Here is a 17338-nt window from a genome sequence, read left to right as displayed (position 1 = left end):
TTATGTTCCTTCTTCCCAAGAACTTAAGTATTTTTTTTGTTCAGGAGTTAGAGTGTCTATTTTTACCCCCATAGCTATTAATTTAAGCCTTGCTACTTCTTTGTCAATTTCTTCAGGAACTGGGTAAACTTTTTTTTCAAGTTTATCTTTATTTTTAACAATATACTCAATACAAAGAGCTTGATTAGCAAAGCTCATATCCATAACTCCAGAAGGATGTCCTTCTGCTCCTGCTAAATTAACAAGCCTTCCTTGAGAAAGAAGATAAATTCTTTTTCCATTTATAAGGGTATATTCTTCAACTTCTTTTCTTATTTGTCTTACCTTTGTTGATATACTTTTTAAATCTTCAAGGTCTATTTCCACATCAAAATGTCCTGAATTAGCAATTATTGCTCCATCTTTCATTTTTAGAAAATGTTCTTTTCTAATAACTGATTTATTTCCTGTTACTGTACAGAAAAAATCTCCAATTTCAGCAGCTTCATCCATAGGCATTACTAAATAACCTTCCATTACAGCTTCTAATGCTTTTAAGGGGTCAACTTCTGTAATAATTACCTTTGCTCCCATTCCTCTTGCTCTCATAGCAAGACCCTTTCCACACCATCCAAAACCAGCAATCACAAAATAAGAACCTGCAAGAAGCCTATTAGTAGTCCTTAAAATACCATCAATAGTTGATTGCCCTGTACCATAGCGGTTATCAAAAAGGTGTTTAGTTAAAGCATCATTTACTGCGATAATAGGATATTTCAATGCACCATCTCTTGCCATAGCTTTAAGTCTTATAACTCCTGTTGTAGTTTCTTCAGTCCCTCCCCAAACTTTATCAAGCTTTTCAGGTCTCTCTCTATGAAGGGTAGTTACTAAATCTGCTCCATCATCTATGGTTATATGAGGTTCTTTATCTATAACTGCCTTTATATGGGAATAGTAAGTTTCTTTATCTTCACCTCTTATAGCAAAAACAGGAATTTCAAAGTATTTCACCAAAGCTGCAGCTACTTCATCTTTTGTAGAAAGTGGATTTGATGCACAAAGATAAACCTCAGCTCCTCCTTCTTTTAATGTTCTTGCAAGATTTGCCGTTTCTGTAGTAATATGTAAACACCCTCCAATTCTTATCCCTTTTAAAGGCTTTTCTTGATTAAAACGGGATCTTATTTGTCTTAAAACAGGCATATCCATTTCAGCCCATTCTATAAGTTTAAGCCCTTCATCTGCTAAAGAAAGATCTTTTACATGAAAATCCATTCTTAACCCCCTATTTATCAAAGTGAGCAAGTTCCTTTATTTTCTCAACCATATCAAGTTTTTCCCAAGTAAATTCAGGTTCATTTCTCCCAAAATGCCCATAGCAAGCTGTCTTTCTATAAATGGGTCTTCTAAGATTTAAATATTCAATCATATGTTTAGGTCTAAAACAGAAAAGTTTGTTTATGATATCTAATATCTTTTCAACCGGAATAGTTTCTGTTCCGTAAGTATTCACATTTATAGCCAAGGGATCTGGTATTCCTATAGCATAAGCTACTTGTACCTCAAGTTCTCTTGCAACTCCTGCAGCAACAAGGTTTTTAGCTACATATCTTGCATAATAAGAAGGGGTTCTATCAACTTTTGTTGGATCTTTACCAGAAAAAGCTCCTCCTCCATGGTGTCCCCTTCCTCCATAAGTATCAACTATTATTTTCCTTCCTGTCATTCCACAATCAGCAAGAGGACCACCTATAACAAATCTTCCTGTAGTATTTACAAGTATCTTTGTATCAGGTCTTAGATGTTCAGGAGCAATCACTTTTTTAACTACTTCTTCAATTATAGCCTCTCTTAGTTCTTTTTGAGTAACGGTTGGATCATGCTGAGCAGCAATAACTATAGTGTGAATATCTACAGGTCTCCTATCTTCATATCTTACAGTAACTTGAGTTTTTCCATCAGGTCTTAAAAAGGGTAAAATTCCTTTTTTTCTTACTTCTGCAAGTCTCATGGCCAATTTATGAGCATACCAAATAGGCATAGGCATATAATCTGGAGTTTCATCACAGGCGTATCCAAACATAAGTCCTTGATCCCCTGCTCCTATTTCCCCATCTCTATCTATTCCCATAGCAATATCAGGGCTCTGTCTATCTATACTAATAAGAACTGCACAGGTTTGATAATCAAATCCAAGATCTGAGTGATTATACCCTATCTCTTTTACCACACCTCTTGCAATAGTGGCATAATCAACACGAGCTTCAGTTGTAATCTCCCCTGCAATAAGAATCATCCCAGTATTAACCAAGGTTTCACAAGCTACTCTTGCATATGGATCCTTTTCTAAAATTGCATCTAATATAGCATCTGAGATTTGATCAGCCACTTTATCAGGATGTCCCTCTACAACAGATTCTGAAGTAAAAAGAAAATTTCTTGCAAGCATTTTCCTCCCCCCTGATTTGTATTTTTGAGAAAAAACTTAAACTTTAATTGCAAAATTTACTATATATTTGAAATAAAGCAATAAGATAGAAATTGCCCAAAAAGGTAGAAAAATTAATAAATGGTGATAATTTTATTAATTTGAATTAATTTGAAAAAATAATTTGGGAAGGGTTATGAAAGGGAGAACTATCAGAAATCTATTTCTTGATTATTTTGTCAAATTGGGTCACGAATTAGTTCCAAGCTCATCTCTTATTCCTCATGATGATCCAACCCTTCTTTTTACTAATGCAGGGATGGTTCAATTTAAAAGAGTCTTCTTAGGAGAAGAAGTAAGACCTTATAAAAGAGCTGTTTCTTGCCAAAAATGCGTTCGTGCAGGTGGAAAACATAATGATTTGGAAAATGTAGGATATACTGCAAGACATCACACTTTTTTTGAAATGCTTGGTAATTTTTCCTTTGGAGATTACTTTAAAGAAGAAGCTATAGTTTATGCTTGGGAATTTATTACAAAAGTTTTAAATCTTCCTAAGGATAGACTTTATGTAACTGTATATGAAAAGGATGATGAAGCAGTTTTTCTTTGGAAAAAGATCGCTGGATTTTCTGAGGAAAGAATTATAAAATTAGGAGAAAAAGACAATTTTTGGGCAATGGGAGATACTGGTCCTTGTGGACCCTGTTCAGAAATAGTCTATGATCAGGGAGAGGAATTCGGATGTAAAAAACCTGATTGTGCTCCTGGATGCGATTGTGATAGATTTTTAGAAGTTTGGAATCTTGTTTTTATGCAATATGAAAAAGACGAAAAAGGAAATCTTAAACCTTTGCCTAAGGGTTGTATAGATACAGGAATGGGACTTGAAAGAATTACAGCAGTTATTCAAGGAGTTCCTTCTAATTATGAGACAGATCTTTTTGCAGGAATTATTTCAAAAATTGAGGAACTTTCAGGAAGATCCTTTAAAAAAAATAAAGATACTGAGGTAGCTTTTAGAGTAATAGCTGATCATATAAGAGCAAGTGTTTTTATACTTTCAGAAGGAATTATGCCTTCTAATGAAGGAAGAGGATATGTATTAAGAAGAATCATAAGAAGAGCAGAAAGATTTGGTAAAATTCTTGGTTTAACAGAGCCTTTTCTTTATAAACTTGTTGACCCAGTTATTCAAGAATTTGGAGATATTTATCCAGAACTTTTAAAAAATGAAAACATAACTAAAAAGATTCTTAAAATAGAAGAAGAAAAATTCTTAGAAACTTTAAATCTTGGACTTGAGATACTCGAAAAAGAGATAGATAGACTCCAAAAGGAAAATAAAAAAATTATTCCTGGTGAAGTTTTATTTAAACTTTATGATACCTATGGCTTCCCTTATGATCTTGTAAGAGATCAAGTGTTACCTCTTGGATTTTCTTTAGATTTAACTACCTTTGAAAAATTAAAAGAAAAAGCAAGAGAAGAAAGTAGAAAATCTTGGAAAGGTGCTTTAGAAAGAGCACCTCAATTTATTAAAGATTTAATTAGAGAAGATTTACAAACTTTATTTGTAGGTTATGAAACCTTAGAAACTAAAGCAAAAGTCATAGAAATTAAAAGAGAAAACGATTTTTACTATTTGATTACTAATTTAACCCCTTTTTATCCTGAAGGTGGTGGACAGGTTTATGATACCGGAATAATTATAGGTTCTAAAGGAGAAGGAAAAGTTTTAGAAACGGGAAAATTTCATGAAATTATTTATCATAAAGTTAAAATTACTAAAGGTGTAATTGAAAAGGATGAAGAAATTTTGATGAAAGTAGATCAAGAAAGAAGATTTCACATTCAAAGACATCATACTGCAACTCATCTTCTTCATGCAGCTTTAAGAAAGGTTTTAGGTCCTCATGTAAGACAAGCTGGTTCACTTGTTGAAGAAGAAAGGCTTCGCTTTGATTTTACCCATTTTCAAGCACTAACCCAAAAAGAACTCAATCTTGTAGAGGAATTAGTGAATAGATGGATTTTAGAAAATCATCCTGTTGAAATATTTTGGATAAAAAAGGAAGAAGCAGAAAAAATGGGAGCAATAGCAATTTTTGAGGAAAAATATGGAGAAATTGTAAGAGTAGTTAAAATAAATGAAATTTCTATGGAACTTTGTGGAGGAACCCATGTTAAGAGAACAGGAGATATAGGATTTTTTAAAATAATCTCAGAAAGCAGTGTTGCAGGAGGAATAAGAAGAATTTCTGCTTTGGCTGGACTTAAAGCTTATGAATGGGTTAAAAACTTAGAAGAAAAAATTGAAAATACTGCAAAACTTTTAAAAACCACACCTACAGATTTGGAAAAGAAAATATCTGCTCTTTTTAATGAAATAGATGGGCTTAAAAAAGAAATTAAAAAACTTAAAAGTGTAGATATTAAAAAAAGTCTTGAAGAAAAGCTGAAAGAAGTTGAGGAAATAAATGGAGTTAAAGTCCTTGTTGCCTCTTTTGAAACTGAAAATATGGCAGAACTAAGGGAAATAGGGGATTATTTTAAAAATAAACTTGGTTCAGGAATAATTTTCCTTATCGGAGAAAAAGAACTTCCCCTTGCAGTTTGTATGGTAACTAAAGATTTGGCAAATAAATACCCAGCTCATAAAATCTTTCAAAAATTGGAAGAATTTGTAGGATTAAAGGGTGGAGGGAAACCTGAACTCTCTCAAGGTAGTTTTAAAGAAAAAGTTAAGGTAGAAGATATAAAAGCTTTATTACAAAAGGAATTGCCTAATTTTTAAAATGAAATTTTATACCCTTGAATGGATAAATGAAGTATTTAAAAGATATAAAGATGAAGAAGGTGCATTTTTTATAGAGGATAAAGAAGTAGGTTTTAAACCTCAGCATTTTCTCTGGGCTCTTTTACATATTTACAGTAAAAAAGAAATCCCTTTTATAGGAGACACTCTAAATATAAAGGATTTAGAATTTCTTTTACAACATCAAGAATTTGATTTTATGTATCTTGTAGATCTTTTAAGAAAAGAATTTGCCTTATGGTTTAGAGAAAATATACTCAATAGAGACTTTTCAGAGGAAAGTTATTTTATATTGGCACAAGAATTTCTACTTCTTGAGGAACAATTAAGGAAACAAATTCAAATACCTCTTCTTGATAAAATGAAAAAATTAATCCTTGATTTGGAGGAAATAGTAGAAGAAAAAAAACCTATAGAAGAATTTGAAAAGAAAAAAAATAAATTTTTTAGATTAATAAAATTTTTTAGTATTGTAGAAAAAATTGAAACAACTAAATGTTCTGAATTGGTAGAAAGAGCCAAAAATATAGTAGAAAAAGCTTATAAATCTTCTAAAGCATTTGAAATCTTTCCTTCCCTTCCTTCTCAAATAGAATTTAAAAAAGCTTTAAAAGAAGAATTTAATAAATTATTTGTGCCTCTTTCTTGACAAGTATTTAATAAATTTCTAAAATTGATTTAAAAATCATGGCAAAAAAGGAAAAAGAAGAGAAAAAAGAAAAACTCTCAGAACTTAAAAAAAGAGTTAGAGAAATCATAAAGAGACTTAAAAAGACTTATCCAGATGCAAAAATTGCTTTAAATTTTAAAAATCCTCTTCAGCTTCTTGTAGCCACTATACTTTCTGCTCAATGTACAGATGAAAGAGTAAACGAAGTTACAAAAGATCTTTTTAAAAAATATAAAACCGCTAAGGATTTTGCAGAAGCTGATCTTGACGAACTTGCAGAAGATATAAAAAGTACAGGTTTTTATAGACAAAAGGCTAAATATATAAAAGAGTGTTGCAAAATCCTTGTAGAAAAATATAATGGAGAAGTTCCAAAAACTATGGAAGAACTACTTGAACTTCCTGGTGTAGCAAGAAAAACAGCCAATATTGTTCTTGCTAATGCCTATGGAATAGTAGAAGGTATACCCGTTGATACTCATGTAAGAAAAATTTCTCAACGTCTTGGAATAGTAAGCTCAAAACAGCCTGAAAAAATGGAAAAAGAGCTTATGGAAATCGTTCCTAAAAAGGATTGGTTTGCTTTTCCCTATCTTATTCAAGCTCACGGAAGAAAAATATGTCTTGGTAGAAAACCTAAATGTGAGGAATGTATTTTAAAGGATTTATGTAATGCTTACCTATCCTCAAATTGATCCTGTAATTTTCAAAGTAGGTCCTTTAGCAGTAAGATGGTATGGACTAATGTATGTAATAAGTTTTTTTTGTTGCCTTTTTTTGTGTAGATATCAATTAAAAGAAAAGAATTTAAAAGAGCTTTATCCTTTTTTGGAAAATCTTCTTTTTTATAGCTTTTTAGGCCTTGTAATTGGCGCCAGACTGGGTTTTTGTTTTTTTTATTATCCCGATTATTTTTTTAAAAATCCTTTAGAAATAATTGCTATCTGGAAAGGTGGAATGTCCTTTCACGGAGGATTAATAGGAAGTGTTTTAGCAGGCTATATTTACATCAAAAAAAATGGACAATCCTTTTTATGGTGGGCTGATTTGATAGTAGTTACAGCACCTATTGGACTTTTTTTTGGGAGAATAGGAAATTTTATAAATGGGGAATTATACGGTAAACCAAGTAATCTTCCTTGGGCTATGATTTTTCCTGAGGGAGGACCTATTCCAAGACACCCTGTCCAACTTTATGAATGCTTAGTTACTGGGCTTTTCTTATTCTTATTTATGTGGAATTTAAGAAAAAAAGAATGGCCTTATGGAACAAAATTAGCTATATTTTTAATTCTTTACGGAACTTTAAGATTTCTTTTTGAATTTTTAAGGGAGCCTGCTCAAAGTTTTAATTTATTTTTAGGTTGGATGACTATGGGGCAATTTTTATGCTTAATAATGATAATTTCTGGAATTCTTCTTTTATATTTTCTCAGGAAAGATTTTATCAAGAAGTATCTCTAATTCTTCAGCAACCTTTTTTGCTAAGATAAAATGTTTTTTAAACTCCTCTTCAGCCTTCTCTGAATTAAAAGCTTTTGCTAAATCTTTACAATTTCTACATAAAAGATTTCTAAATTTTTTCCCTAAAGGATTTTCGAGTTGAATTTTGGCATAAAGCTGAGGATCTTGCTTAGCAAGACGTTTTAAAATATGAAGTTGTCTTAAAAAACTGGGTGTTGAAAGGTATATTAAATCTTTCAAATTAAACCCAGAATCTTTAATTGTTTTAGCAAGAAGTATAAGCCAGAAATGATTTATAACCTGAACAAGAGCCATAATTTCATCATGCTTTTTAGGAGAAATCTTAACTAAATTTAATCCCTCGCTACTCATTAAATTTTTAAACCATTTAACAATCTCTTTTCCTCTTACAGGATAAAAGGCTATAGTTTTTCCTTTTAGGTCCTCTTCATAAGGACCAAAAAGGGGGTGGGTAGCTAAAATTTCTCCTTTTTTTAAAAATTTTTTCATTACTTTAACAGGTTCATTTTTAAGAGAACAAATATCAATTACCCAATGGGTTTCTCTAACAAATGAGGAGATCTCCTTTACTACCTCAGGAAAAATTTCTATGGGAACTGATATTAAAATAATTTTATTTCTTTTGACAAGCTCAATATTTGTAAGTGTTGTATTAACATCTGAAACCTCTACAGGATAACCTTTTTTTTCAAAAAAATTTTTAAAAAAATTTCCCATTTTCCCTTTTCCACCAATAATTCCGACCCTAAAGTTTTCATCCATTTCATTACCTCCTGCAATTTAGGCTATTTCAGAAAGTTTTAGTCTTTCTTCCCATCTTCTCATAAGTTCTTCTTTTAAAATAAGATAATTTTTAAGTTCCGGATCTTTTTCTATAAGTTTAAATGCTTCTTCTCTTGCTTGAAGAAGTATTGGATAATCTTTTACTATATCAGCTCCTCTAAATTCTAAATAGCCCGATTGTTTTGTTCCAAGAAATTCTCCAGGTCCTCTTAATTTTAAATCTTCTTCTGCAATTCTAAATCCATCATTAGTTTCGCATAAAATTTGAAGTCTTTGATAGGCAGGACTATCCGTAGAAATTTTGTAGGCTATTAAAAAACAGTAAGACTGTACATCACTTCTTCCCACCCTTCCTCTTAATTGATGAAGCTGAGAAAGCCCAAATCTTTCTGCATGTTCAATAATCATAACTGTTGCATTAGGAACATCTACTCCTACTTCAACAACTGTAGTAGACACAAGAACATCAATTTCTTTTCTTTTAAAGTCATGCATTATTTTTTCCTTTTCGTATGAACTCATTTTTCCATGTAATATTCCTACTTTAAAGTCTTTAAAAATTTCTTTTTGAAGAAATTCTCCATAAGTAGTCACTGCCTTTAAATCCACTTTTTCAGACTCTTCAATAAGAGGAAGTATCACATAAGCTTGATGCCCCTCTTTTAGAATTTCTTTAGCCTTTTGATAAGCTCTGTTTTTGTTATATTCATGATAAAGTTCAGTAATAATTGGTTTTCTTCCTTTGGGCATTTCATCAATAATAGATAAATCAAGATCTCCATATATGGTAAGGGCAAGAGTCCTTGGAATAGGAGTTGCTGTCATAATTAAAGTATCTGGAATTAATCCTTTTGCCTTTTCTCTAAGAGCAGCCCTTTGTAAAACTCCGAAACGATGCTGTTCATCAATAATAACAAGTCCCAGTTTTTTAATTTCTACTTTTTCTTGAAAAAGAGCATGAGTTCCTATTACAAAATTTATATAACCTGTAGAAAGACCGTGATAAATTTCTCTTTTTTTGGTAGGTGGAATTCCTCCTGTAAGTAAAGCTGTTGAAATTCCCATTAATTGAGCATATTGACGAAAATTGTAATAATGTTGTTCTGCTAAAATTTCAGTTGGTGTCATAAAAGCTACTTGATAACCATTATCTATAGCAATTAAAGCAGAAATAAAGGCAACTACAGTTTTACCACACCCAACATCTCCTTGTAAAAGTCTATTCATAGGAACTTCTTTTGCCATATCATTTTTTATTTCTTCTATTACTCTTTTTTGAGCATCAGTTAATTCAAAGGGTAATTTTTTTATAAACTCTTCAACTAACTTACTTTCTGTGTTAAATTTTATACCTCTTTCTTTTTTTATTCTTCCCTTTCTTAGACCTAAAGCTAATTCTAAAAAGAAAAACTCATCAAAGGAAAGACTTTTGTGGTAAATACTTTCTCCTCTTTTTAATAAAAGTATATCTTCTTTTGGCTCTGGAAAATGTAAATTTTTAATGGCTACATTTAAAGGTACAAAACCCCTTCTTTTCAATATTTCTAAAGGAATAGAACTTTCTAAATAATCTCCATATTCTTCTATAGCACTTTTTATGATCTTTCTAAAATATTTTTCTGATACTCCTTCTATAGAAGAATAAACAGGTACAATATGTCCTATTTCTACAGATAACTTATCCTCATCACCCTCTTCTATAAGCTCTGGATGTATTATTTCCAATTCCTTTCCAAAACGAGAAACTTCTCCAATAGCAAAAATATTTTTTCCAGGTGCTAAAAGTTTTCTCCAAACCCTTTCATTAAAATTAAACCATTTTAGGGTTAAAAAGCCTGTCCCATCAGTAATTTGAGCATAAAATATTTTTCTTTTATAAAGTTGAGATGTTCCACTTTTAAGAATTTCTCCAAAAACTACAGCTCTTTGTCCTTCTCTAAGATCTCCTATAGGAATAACTTTTCTTCTGTCTTCATAATCTTTTGGAAGAAAATAAAGAAGATCTTCTAAAGTATGAATACCTTTTTTGGCAAGTTTTTTAGCAATGCTTGGACCTATTCCTTTTAAAAATTGAACAGGCTGTTTAAGAATTTCTTTATACCTTAAATAGGTTTCAAGAGATATTTCTTTTCTTGAGATTCCCCAAGTAAAAAAATCTGGTTTTTCAGATACTTCAGAATTAGCTACCTCTTTTTTTTCTTGAGAAAAATTTAAAGATTTAAGTAGTTTAAGCATTTTAGCTATTCTTTCTTTTTTTTCTTCTAAAGAACTTTCCTCTAAACCTAAAGAAAATTCTAAAAGTTTTTCTTTAATATGATTTATATCAGAAGGAGCATTATTTATGAGATTTATTAAAGCTTTTTCAAGACCCTTAGTTTTAGGTAAATTTGCAAAATTATTTTTGGAAACAAATTCAAGAGGTCTTAAAATTTTGGAAATCCACTCTTGAATAGAGTTATTTATATCTTTCATCATTCTCTTAAATATTTATATGGACTTATTATAGAATCACCGAAGGTTTCTTCAAAAATCCTTTTAAGAGTATAAGCTTTTTCTAAATTTCCGTGTTTTAATGCACCTTTATAAAAGATTTCAAACTTCCTTTTTGCTTCAGCATAAAGCATTATCTTTTGTTCTAATTTTAAATCCTTTTGATAGTTCTTAAAGAGCTTAATAAGCGCAAGAGTTCTATAATAATCAAGCCCCTTTTTAGCTGATAATTGATCAGGTCTACCTCCGCTTTTTATAACTAAATATTCTTTAATAAGCCCAACTGGCATTTTTAAAGCTACTCTTAACCAGAATTCATAATCTTCACAAACTGGGAAATTTTCATCAAAAAGACCTATCTCATTAAATATTTCTTTTTTAATTAAAACAGTAGAAATAGAAACTACACAAAGTTTTATAGCTCTATCAAAAAACCATCCCTCTGCTTTTTGATGAATTTTTTTGGGATTTATTTTCCTTTCTCCTTTATACCAAATTTCTTCTGTTTGAACAATTTTATATTCTGGATATTTTTCTAAAAATTTAATTTGTTTTTCCAGCTTAGTTTCAACAAAAACATCATCGCTATCCAGAAAAGCAATAAAATCTCCTTTAGATTTTAATATTCCTGTATTTCTTGCTTTTGCTACTCCTTGATTAGGCTTTCTTACATACTTAACCGGATATTTAGTGATTAAATAAGGTGTAGAATCTGTTGAACCATCATCAACTACTATAATTTCTAAATCTTTAAAGGTTTGATTTAAAACACTTTCTATAGCTTTAGGCAAAATATATGCTCTATTATAAGTAGGAATAATAACGGATATTAAAGGCTTTCTCATTATTTATTTATTTTATACGCTAAATGGAACCTTTCAAAAAACTTATAAAAATTTAAAATTAGATAAATATTGAGAAATTTCTACTTACGGAGGACTAATGAAAAGGCTATTTATAATTTTATTTTTTTTGGCTTTTCTTTCAAATATACCTATTTTAAATATCCTTGCCTTTGCAGAAAAACCTCAAAAAGATTTGGATATATTTTATATTTCAGGAAGAATCCTTGATCCTCATAAAGAACCTGTAAAAGAAGCAGAATTAAGAATACTCATTGATAGGAAACCTCATAAATTGATAGTAGAGCATAAAGAGGTTGATAAAGTGCTTACCTCTTCTCATGGAACCTTTCAGATTGAATTTCACCTTCCCAAAGGTGTAATTGAAAATACTAAAATTCAACTTGAAATCGTAAAAAACTCCTATAAAAAAACCCTTGTTGACCTAAAAAAAGAGGATTTTGCGGTTAAAGAAAATCAATTTTATTTAAAAAAAGACATAATGATTGAAAGAAAATTTGGATCTGCTTTCTGGATTGCCACCTTAGTTTTTCTTATCACCTATACCCTTATATCTTTTGAAATTCTTCATAGAACAGTTGCAGCCATGATAGGTGCTGCAACAATGCTCATTTTAACCTATACTCTTGGGAACTTTAACCCTGAGTTTCATATCATTTCCTTTGAAAGAGCAATTGAAGCCATTGATATGAACGTAATCTTTCTTCTCTTAGGAATGATGATAATAGTTGGAATACTTAAACATACAGGAATTTTTCAGTGGTGTGCCTATATGTCTTATAAAATTGCAAAGGGAAACGTTATGGCTCTTGTAATCATTTCTTGCCTCTTTATAGCCTTTACCTCTGCATTCCTTGATAATGTAACCATTATGCTTCTTTATACACCTGTTTTAATAGAAATTGCTATAGCTTTAAAGATAAATCCCTTAAGTTTACTTATTCCTGGTATTATGGCATCAAATGCTGGTGGAACTGCAACCCTTATCGGTGATCCGCCAAACATAATGATTGGCTCATATGCAGGTCTTACCTTTATGCAGTTTGTCTATGCCCTAACCCCTGTTATCATTATCTGCATGATAGTTTTAGTTGTGTACAATAAGTTTTTTTATGCAAAGGAATACGAGAAAGGAAAAGTTGAGGATATAGATTCCTTTATTAACTATTTAAAAGAGGAATATAAAATAAAAGATAGAAGCCTTCTTACATACGGGCTTTTTGTTATGGTAATTGTTATTGCCTTTTTCGTAACGCATGGAATCTGGCATATGGAAGTAAGTATTCCTGCCTTGTTTGGAGCAGGACTTCTTTTTACCTACTCAATTTTAACCAAAAAAGTAAATTTACTTGAATTAATAGAAAAAGACATAGAATGGACAACCCTTTTATTCTTTATTTTTCTTTTTATGCTCGTTGGTGCTTTGGAAGAAGTGGGTTTACTTGCAGTTATTGCAGATTGGGTTTATAAGCTTTCAGCTGGAAATTTAACTATTGCGGTATGTTTAATCTTATGGGTTTCAGCTATAATGAGTGCCTTTGTAGATAATATCCCCTTTACAGCTACAATGTTACCAATAGTTGCCTATCTTACCAAGGTAATTCCTGGTGCTGAAAGTAATGTTCTTTGGTGGGCACTTGCTTTAGGAGCCTGTTTGGGAGGAAATGGAACCATGATCGGTGCTTCTGCTAATGTAGTAACTATAGGAATTGCAGAGTCCTTAGGATATAAAATAAGCTTTTTGGGATTTATAAAGTATGCTTTTATCTATATGTTAATTACTATTATAATTTGTAATATATGGCTCTTGATTTTTTATTAAAATAACGGAGGAAAAAAAATGATTAAATGCCCTTTTGATAAAGTTTTATTACCCGTTGATGGAAGCCAAAACTCCTTAAGAGCAGTTAAATTTGCTGGAGCCTTACTTAAAGATATTAAAACTTCAAAGGTTACCCTTCTCCATGTAATGGCAGGTGGATATTTAAGTGAACACATGAAAAATATTGATTTAAGGACAGAGCTTATAAAAGAAACAGAAATTTTTAAAAGAATAAAAGAAAAACACATTAAAGAAGATATAATGCCCTCTTTATTAGATTATGAAAAAATATTAAAAAATTCTGGATTTACCGGCTTAATAGAAAAAAGAATTGAAGAAGGAGACCCAGGAAGTAAAATAATTGAAATTGTGGAAAAAGAAAATTTTCAAACAGTAATGCTTGGAAGAAGAGGGGTTTCAGAGCTAAAAGGGTTTTTCCTTGGAAGTGTATCAAATAAAGTTTTGCATGGATTAATAAATCACAATATTTATATTGTAGGAGAAAAGATTCCTGAAAAAAATCCTGCCTCTAAAATTTTAGTTCCTGTAGATGGTTCAGAATATTCAATGAAAGCAGTGGAGCATGCAGTATGTATAGCAAAGTTTGTTAAAAACATAGATAAAATAACCATTTTAAGAGTTATTAATCTTTCCCTTTATCTTGAAAGAGTAAAAGAAGGAATAAATCCCGAAGAGGAAGCCAAAGAAATTCTTAATAAAGCTAAAATGAAATTTTTAGAAGAGGAAGTCCCTCAGGATTTAATCGAAACAAAAATTTCTATTGGTTTCCCAAAAGAGGAGATTGTTAGAGAAATAAAGGAAGGTAATTATAATCTTGTAATCATGGGAAGAAAGGGGCGTTCAGCAATTAAAGACCTTGTTCTTGGTGGTGTAAGTTCAGCAGTTATAAACAAATGCTTTGAACCTACAATAGCCATAATAAATCTCTAATTAAATACACGAAATAAGCTATTTTTTTCTTGATTTTTTATTAAAAATCTAATATTATTAAAATCATGGATGAGCTTGAAATCAAAAAAAAGCTCATAATTATTTCAAGCTTAATTTTAGGAGTAATAACCTTTGGAACAGTTGGATATATGGTAATTGAGGGGCTTAATTTTTTGAATGCCCTTTATATGACCATAATTACTGTAGCTACTGTAGGTTTTAAAGAGGTAAAAGAACTAAGTGATGTTGGAAAATTTTTTACTATAATACTTATTTTTAGTGGCTTTGGTGTTTTTGCCTATGCTATGACTACTGGTGCAAAAATATTGATAGAAGGTGAAATAAGGGAGGTGTTTAAAAAAAAGAAAATGAAAAAAGAAATTTCCGCTTTAAACAACCATTACATTGTATGTGGATATGGAAGAATGGGAAAAATACTTTGCAAAGAATTTAAAGCTAATAACGTAGATTTTGTAGTAATTGAAAAATTTGAGGAAAATTTAAAAGATGAAGAGGATCTTCTTTATATCATAGGTGATGCCACCAAAGATGAAATTCTTAAATCAGCAGGGATTAAAAGAGCAAAGGGGATAATTTCTCTTTTACCCTCAGATGCAGAAAATCTTTATGTAGTTGTAAGTGCAAGATTTTTAAATCCAGAAATATTTATAGTTGCCCGCGCCACAGATGAAGAAGCAAGAATTAAATTAAAAATGGCTGGTGCAAATAAAGCTATATGTCCTTATCATATAGGGGGGTTAAGAATCGCTCAATCTGTTCTTAGACCAAATGTAGTAGATTTTTTAGAGTTTGCTACAGGTTCAGAATTTAAAGATATCCAAATTGAAGAAATTTTTGTTTCAAGAGATTCTAAATTAGTAGGGAAAACCTTAAAAGATGCAAAAATTGGTGAAAAATTAAAAGCTATAGTAGTTGGTATTAAAAGAGCTGATGGAAAAATAGAATTTAATCCCTCTGCAAGTACTATAATAGAGGCTGGAGATATAATAATTGGAATAGGTTCTCTTGAAAGTTTATCTCTTCTTTCTCAAATGGCAAGTGGTGAAAAAGAAATAATTTAAAAAAAGACCTATTATGAAAAAGATTTTTGTTATAGGTGGAACAGGTTTTATAGGGAGTCATCTTATTTCTAAGCTTTTAAAAGAAGATTTTGAAATTTATGTATTAGCAAGAAATAAAGAAAAAGCTAAAAAAATTCCTTCTCCTTGTAAAGTTGTTTTTGGAGATCCAACAAAAGAAGGAGATTGGCAAACTCAATTAAATACCGCTGATATAGTAATTAATCTTGCTGGACAAAATATATTTTCCAGATGGAACGAAAATTATAAAAAACTAATTTTAGAAAGTAGGGTAAAATCTACAGAAAATATAGTTTCTTCTTTAAAAAATGGGGCTTTCCTTATTAATGCAGGAGCTATTGGATATTATGGAGATAAGGGTGAAACTTTAGTTACAGAGGATAGCTCACCTGGAGATGATTTTTTGGCAAAAGTCTGTATAGAATGGGAAAAAAGTGCTTTAAAGGCTAAAGAAAAAAGGGGAAAGGTAATTATTACCAGATTTGGTATTGTCCTTGGGAAAGGAGGAATGCTTTCTAAAATTTTACCTATATTTAAATGGGGACTTGGAGGAACTCTTGGAAAAGGTAACCAGTGGTTTTCTTGGATACATATAGATGATCTTGTGTCTGCTATTTTATTTCTTATCAAAAACGAAAAAGAAGGAATATACAATTTTGTTTCTCCAAATCCTGTAACTAATAAAGAATTTACTAAAACTTTGGGAAATATACTAAAAAGACCCACTTTCTTTAGAGTTCCTATCTTTGTGATGAAACTTTTCTTTGGAGAGGTTGCAAATGCTATAACCTCAAGCATTAAAGCTTACCCTAAAAACCTTTTATCCGCTGGCTTTAATTTTAAATTTGAAAATATAAAATCTGCTTTGGAAAATTTAATCAAAGAAACTTTATGAGAATTAACAAATTTAAAAAATTGGTTTCTCTTTTTTTGATTTTAATTTTTTTAAATTCCTGTTCTCCCTTAAAATCTTATTCTTATGAATTCAAGGAAAGAACAATTGAAAAAATAAAAGTTCTATTAAGCAATATCCCCTATATTAAAAGATACATCACTCTTTATCCAGCTCCAAAGGAACTCTATAATGAAACAGAAAACCTAATAAATGAACTCAAAATTTATAAAGCTAATGAACTTTTCAAAGATGAATATGAAAAAGTTTTAAATGCTTGGGAAAAGGCAAAAGAACTCTATCAAGGCAAATACTATAAAACTGCAGAAAAGGAATTGAAAAAAGTTAATTCCATGGCAAAGGAACTCTTAGAAAAGGTTAAGGCTTATAAAGATAGTTTAAGAAGTTCAGCTTTAAAAAGATATAAAAAAATGGAAGAAATAGCAGAAGAAGCTCTCAGAAATACAAAATCTGAAGAAAAAAAATTAAAAATAAAACTTTATTTATGGAAATTGAGAAATCTTATAGATTTGGAAAATTATAATGAATTTGAAAAAGAATTACAAAATCCTCCCTTTTAACCAATTTGATAAAAATTTTTTCTGGGTCTTTATTTCTTCAGGAGCTCTAATAGGATTTTTACCTCCTTGTCCAGGAACTTTTGGTTCCTTAGAAGGTTTAATCATTTTTTGGTTTTTAAAAAATCTTTCTTTAATTTATCAGTTATCTCTAATTTTAGGAATTATTATTATTGGAATAATAAGTTCTGATTGGGTTTCTAAATCTTTAAAAGCTAAAGATCCTGATTTTGTAGTAATAGACGAGATTGCAGGAATGTGGATAGGTGTATTAGGTAAAAATACCTTAATCGAGTTTATGCTTGCTTTTATTATTTTTAGAATTGTAGATATTAAAAAACCCTATCCCTTAAAGAAATTTGAAACTCTACCTTATGGATGGGGAATCATGATTGACGATATAATAGCAGGAATTTTAACCAATTTTTTGGTAACCCTTCTTATATATATTGCCAAATATCTAAGTCTAATATAAG

General features: G+C 30.5%; 15 protein-coding genes. 10 read left to right on the top strand and 5 right to left on the bottom strand.

Annotation, left to right across the window (positions count from 1 at the left end; all coding sequences use genetic code 11):
- Nucleotides 1–1257 carry an adenosylhomocysteinase gene (gene ahcY / locus TOPB45_RS03240; protein ID WP_013909423.1) on the bottom strand — a complete coding sequence of 419 codons (1257 nt, stop codon included), beginning with the start codon at nucleotides 1255–1257 and terminating at the stop codon, nucleotides 1–3.
- Between the two features lie 10 nt (nucleotides 1258–1267).
- A complete protein-coding gene (gene metK / locus TOPB45_RS03235) occupies nucleotides 1268–2431 on the bottom strand; it encodes a methionine adenosyltransferase (RefSeq protein ID WP_013909422.1) in 1164 nt (387 codons plus the stop codon).
- Nucleotides 2432–2606: 175 nt separating this feature from the next.
- Between metK and alaS the strand changes: the two genes are divergently transcribed.
- The 4 genes from alaS to lgt are packed head-to-tail and all read left to right on the top strand — an operon-like array spanning nucleotide 2607 to nucleotide 7362.
- Nucleotides 2607–5207: an alanine--tRNA ligase gene (gene alaS / locus TOPB45_RS03230; RefSeq protein ID WP_013909421.1), complete on the top strand. Its 2601-nt coding sequence runs from the start codon at nucleotides 2607–2609 to the stop codon at nucleotides 5205–5207.
- Between the two features lies 1 nt (nucleotide 5208).
- On the top strand, nucleotides 5209–5877 hold the full coding sequence (locus TOPB45_RS03225; RefSeq protein WP_013909420.1) for a hypothetical protein: 669 nt from the start codon (nucleotides 5209–5211) through the stop codon (nucleotides 5875–5877).
- Nucleotides 5878–5915: 38 nt separating this feature from the next.
- On the top strand, nucleotides 5916–6593 hold the full coding sequence (gene nth, locus TOPB45_RS03220) for an endonuclease III (protein WP_013909419.1): 678 nt from the start codon (nucleotides 5916–5918) through the stop codon (nucleotides 6591–6593).
- On the top strand, nucleotides 6571–7362 hold the full coding sequence (gene lgt, locus TOPB45_RS03215; protein ID WP_013909418.1) for a prolipoprotein diacylglyceryl transferase: 792 nt from the start codon (nucleotides 6571–6573) through the stop codon (nucleotides 7360–7362). Before nth ends, lgt begins: the two co-directional genes overlap by 23 nt.
- On the opposite strand, the gene TOPB45_RS03210 is transcribed toward lgt, so the two are convergent.
- The 3 genes from TOPB45_RS03210 to TOPB45_RS03200 are packed head-to-tail and all read right to left on the bottom strand — an operon-like array spanning nucleotide 7321 to nucleotide 11501.
- Complete coding sequence (locus tag TOPB45_RS03210) at nucleotides 7321–8145, bottom strand: prephenate dehydrogenase/arogenate dehydrogenase family protein (protein WP_013909417.1); 825 nt, start codon at nucleotides 8143–8145, stop codon at nucleotides 7321–7323. The two genes, lgt and TOPB45_RS03210, sit on opposite strands and share 42 nt — an antisense overlap.
- Before the next feature lie 18 nt (nucleotides 8146–8163).
- The gene (gene recG, locus TOPB45_RS03205; protein ID WP_236608022.1) at nucleotides 8164–10641 is read right to left on the bottom strand and encodes an ATP-dependent DNA helicase RecG; all 2478 of its coding nucleotides are present in this window, start codon (nucleotides 10639–10641) and stop codon (nucleotides 8164–8166) included.
- Nucleotides 10638–11501 (bottom strand): glycosyltransferase family 2 protein, encoded by an 864-nt coding sequence (locus TOPB45_RS03200; protein WP_013909415.1) that lies wholly within the window; start codon nucleotides 11499–11501, stop codon nucleotides 10638–10640. Before TOPB45_RS03200 ends, recG begins: the two co-directional genes overlap by 4 nt.
- Before the next feature lie 97 nt (nucleotides 11502–11598).
- On the opposite strand from TOPB45_RS03200, the gene TOPB45_RS03195 reads away from it, so the two are divergent.
- The 6 genes from TOPB45_RS03195 (at nucleotide 11599) to TOPB45_RS03170 (ending at nucleotide 17337) form a co-directional block, all read left to right on the top strand.
- Nucleotides 11599–13341 carry an ArsB/NhaD family transporter gene (locus TOPB45_RS03195; protein ID WP_013909414.1) on the top strand — a complete coding sequence of 581 codons (1743 nt, stop codon included), beginning with the start codon at nucleotides 11599–11601 and terminating at the stop codon, nucleotides 13339–13341.
- Nucleotides 13342–13359: 18 nt separating this feature from the next.
- Entirely contained in the window at nucleotides 13360–14292 is a 933-nt protein-coding gene (locus TOPB45_RS03190; RefSeq protein WP_013909413.1) for a universal stress protein, read from the top strand.
- Between the two features lie 65 nt (nucleotides 14293–14357).
- Nucleotides 14358–15374: a potassium channel family protein gene (locus TOPB45_RS03185; protein ID WP_013909412.1), complete on the top strand. Its 1017-nt coding sequence runs from the start codon at nucleotides 14358–14360 to the stop codon at nucleotides 15372–15374.
- A 13-nt stretch (nucleotides 15375–15387) separates the two neighbouring features.
- On the top strand, nucleotides 15388–16287 hold the full coding sequence (locus TOPB45_RS03180) for a TIGR01777 family oxidoreductase (protein WP_013909411.1): 900 nt from the start codon (nucleotides 15388–15390) through the stop codon (nucleotides 16285–16287).
- Entirely contained in the window at nucleotides 16284–16865 is a 582-nt protein-coding gene (locus TOPB45_RS03175; RefSeq protein WP_013909410.1) for a BAR domain-containing protein, read from the top strand. The genes TOPB45_RS03180 and TOPB45_RS03175 overlap by 4 nt, the downstream gene beginning before the upstream one ends.
- Nucleotides 16828–17337, top strand: coding sequence for a phosphatidylglycerophosphatase A family protein (locus TOPB45_RS03170; RefSeq protein ID WP_013909409.1), 510 nt, complete (start codon nucleotides 16828–16830; stop codon nucleotides 17335–17337). Before TOPB45_RS03175 ends, TOPB45_RS03170 begins: the two co-directional genes overlap by 38 nt.
- Nucleotide 17338 lies beyond the last annotated feature (1 nt).

The organism is Thermodesulfobacterium geofontis OPF15, from assembly GCF_000215975.1.
Taxonomy (GTDB): domain Bacteria; phylum Desulfobacterota; class Thermodesulfobacteria; order Thermodesulfobacteriales; family Thermodesulfobacteriaceae; genus Thermodesulfobacterium; species Thermodesulfobacterium geofontis.
This window is presented reverse-complemented; position numbering and strand designations above follow the sequence as displayed.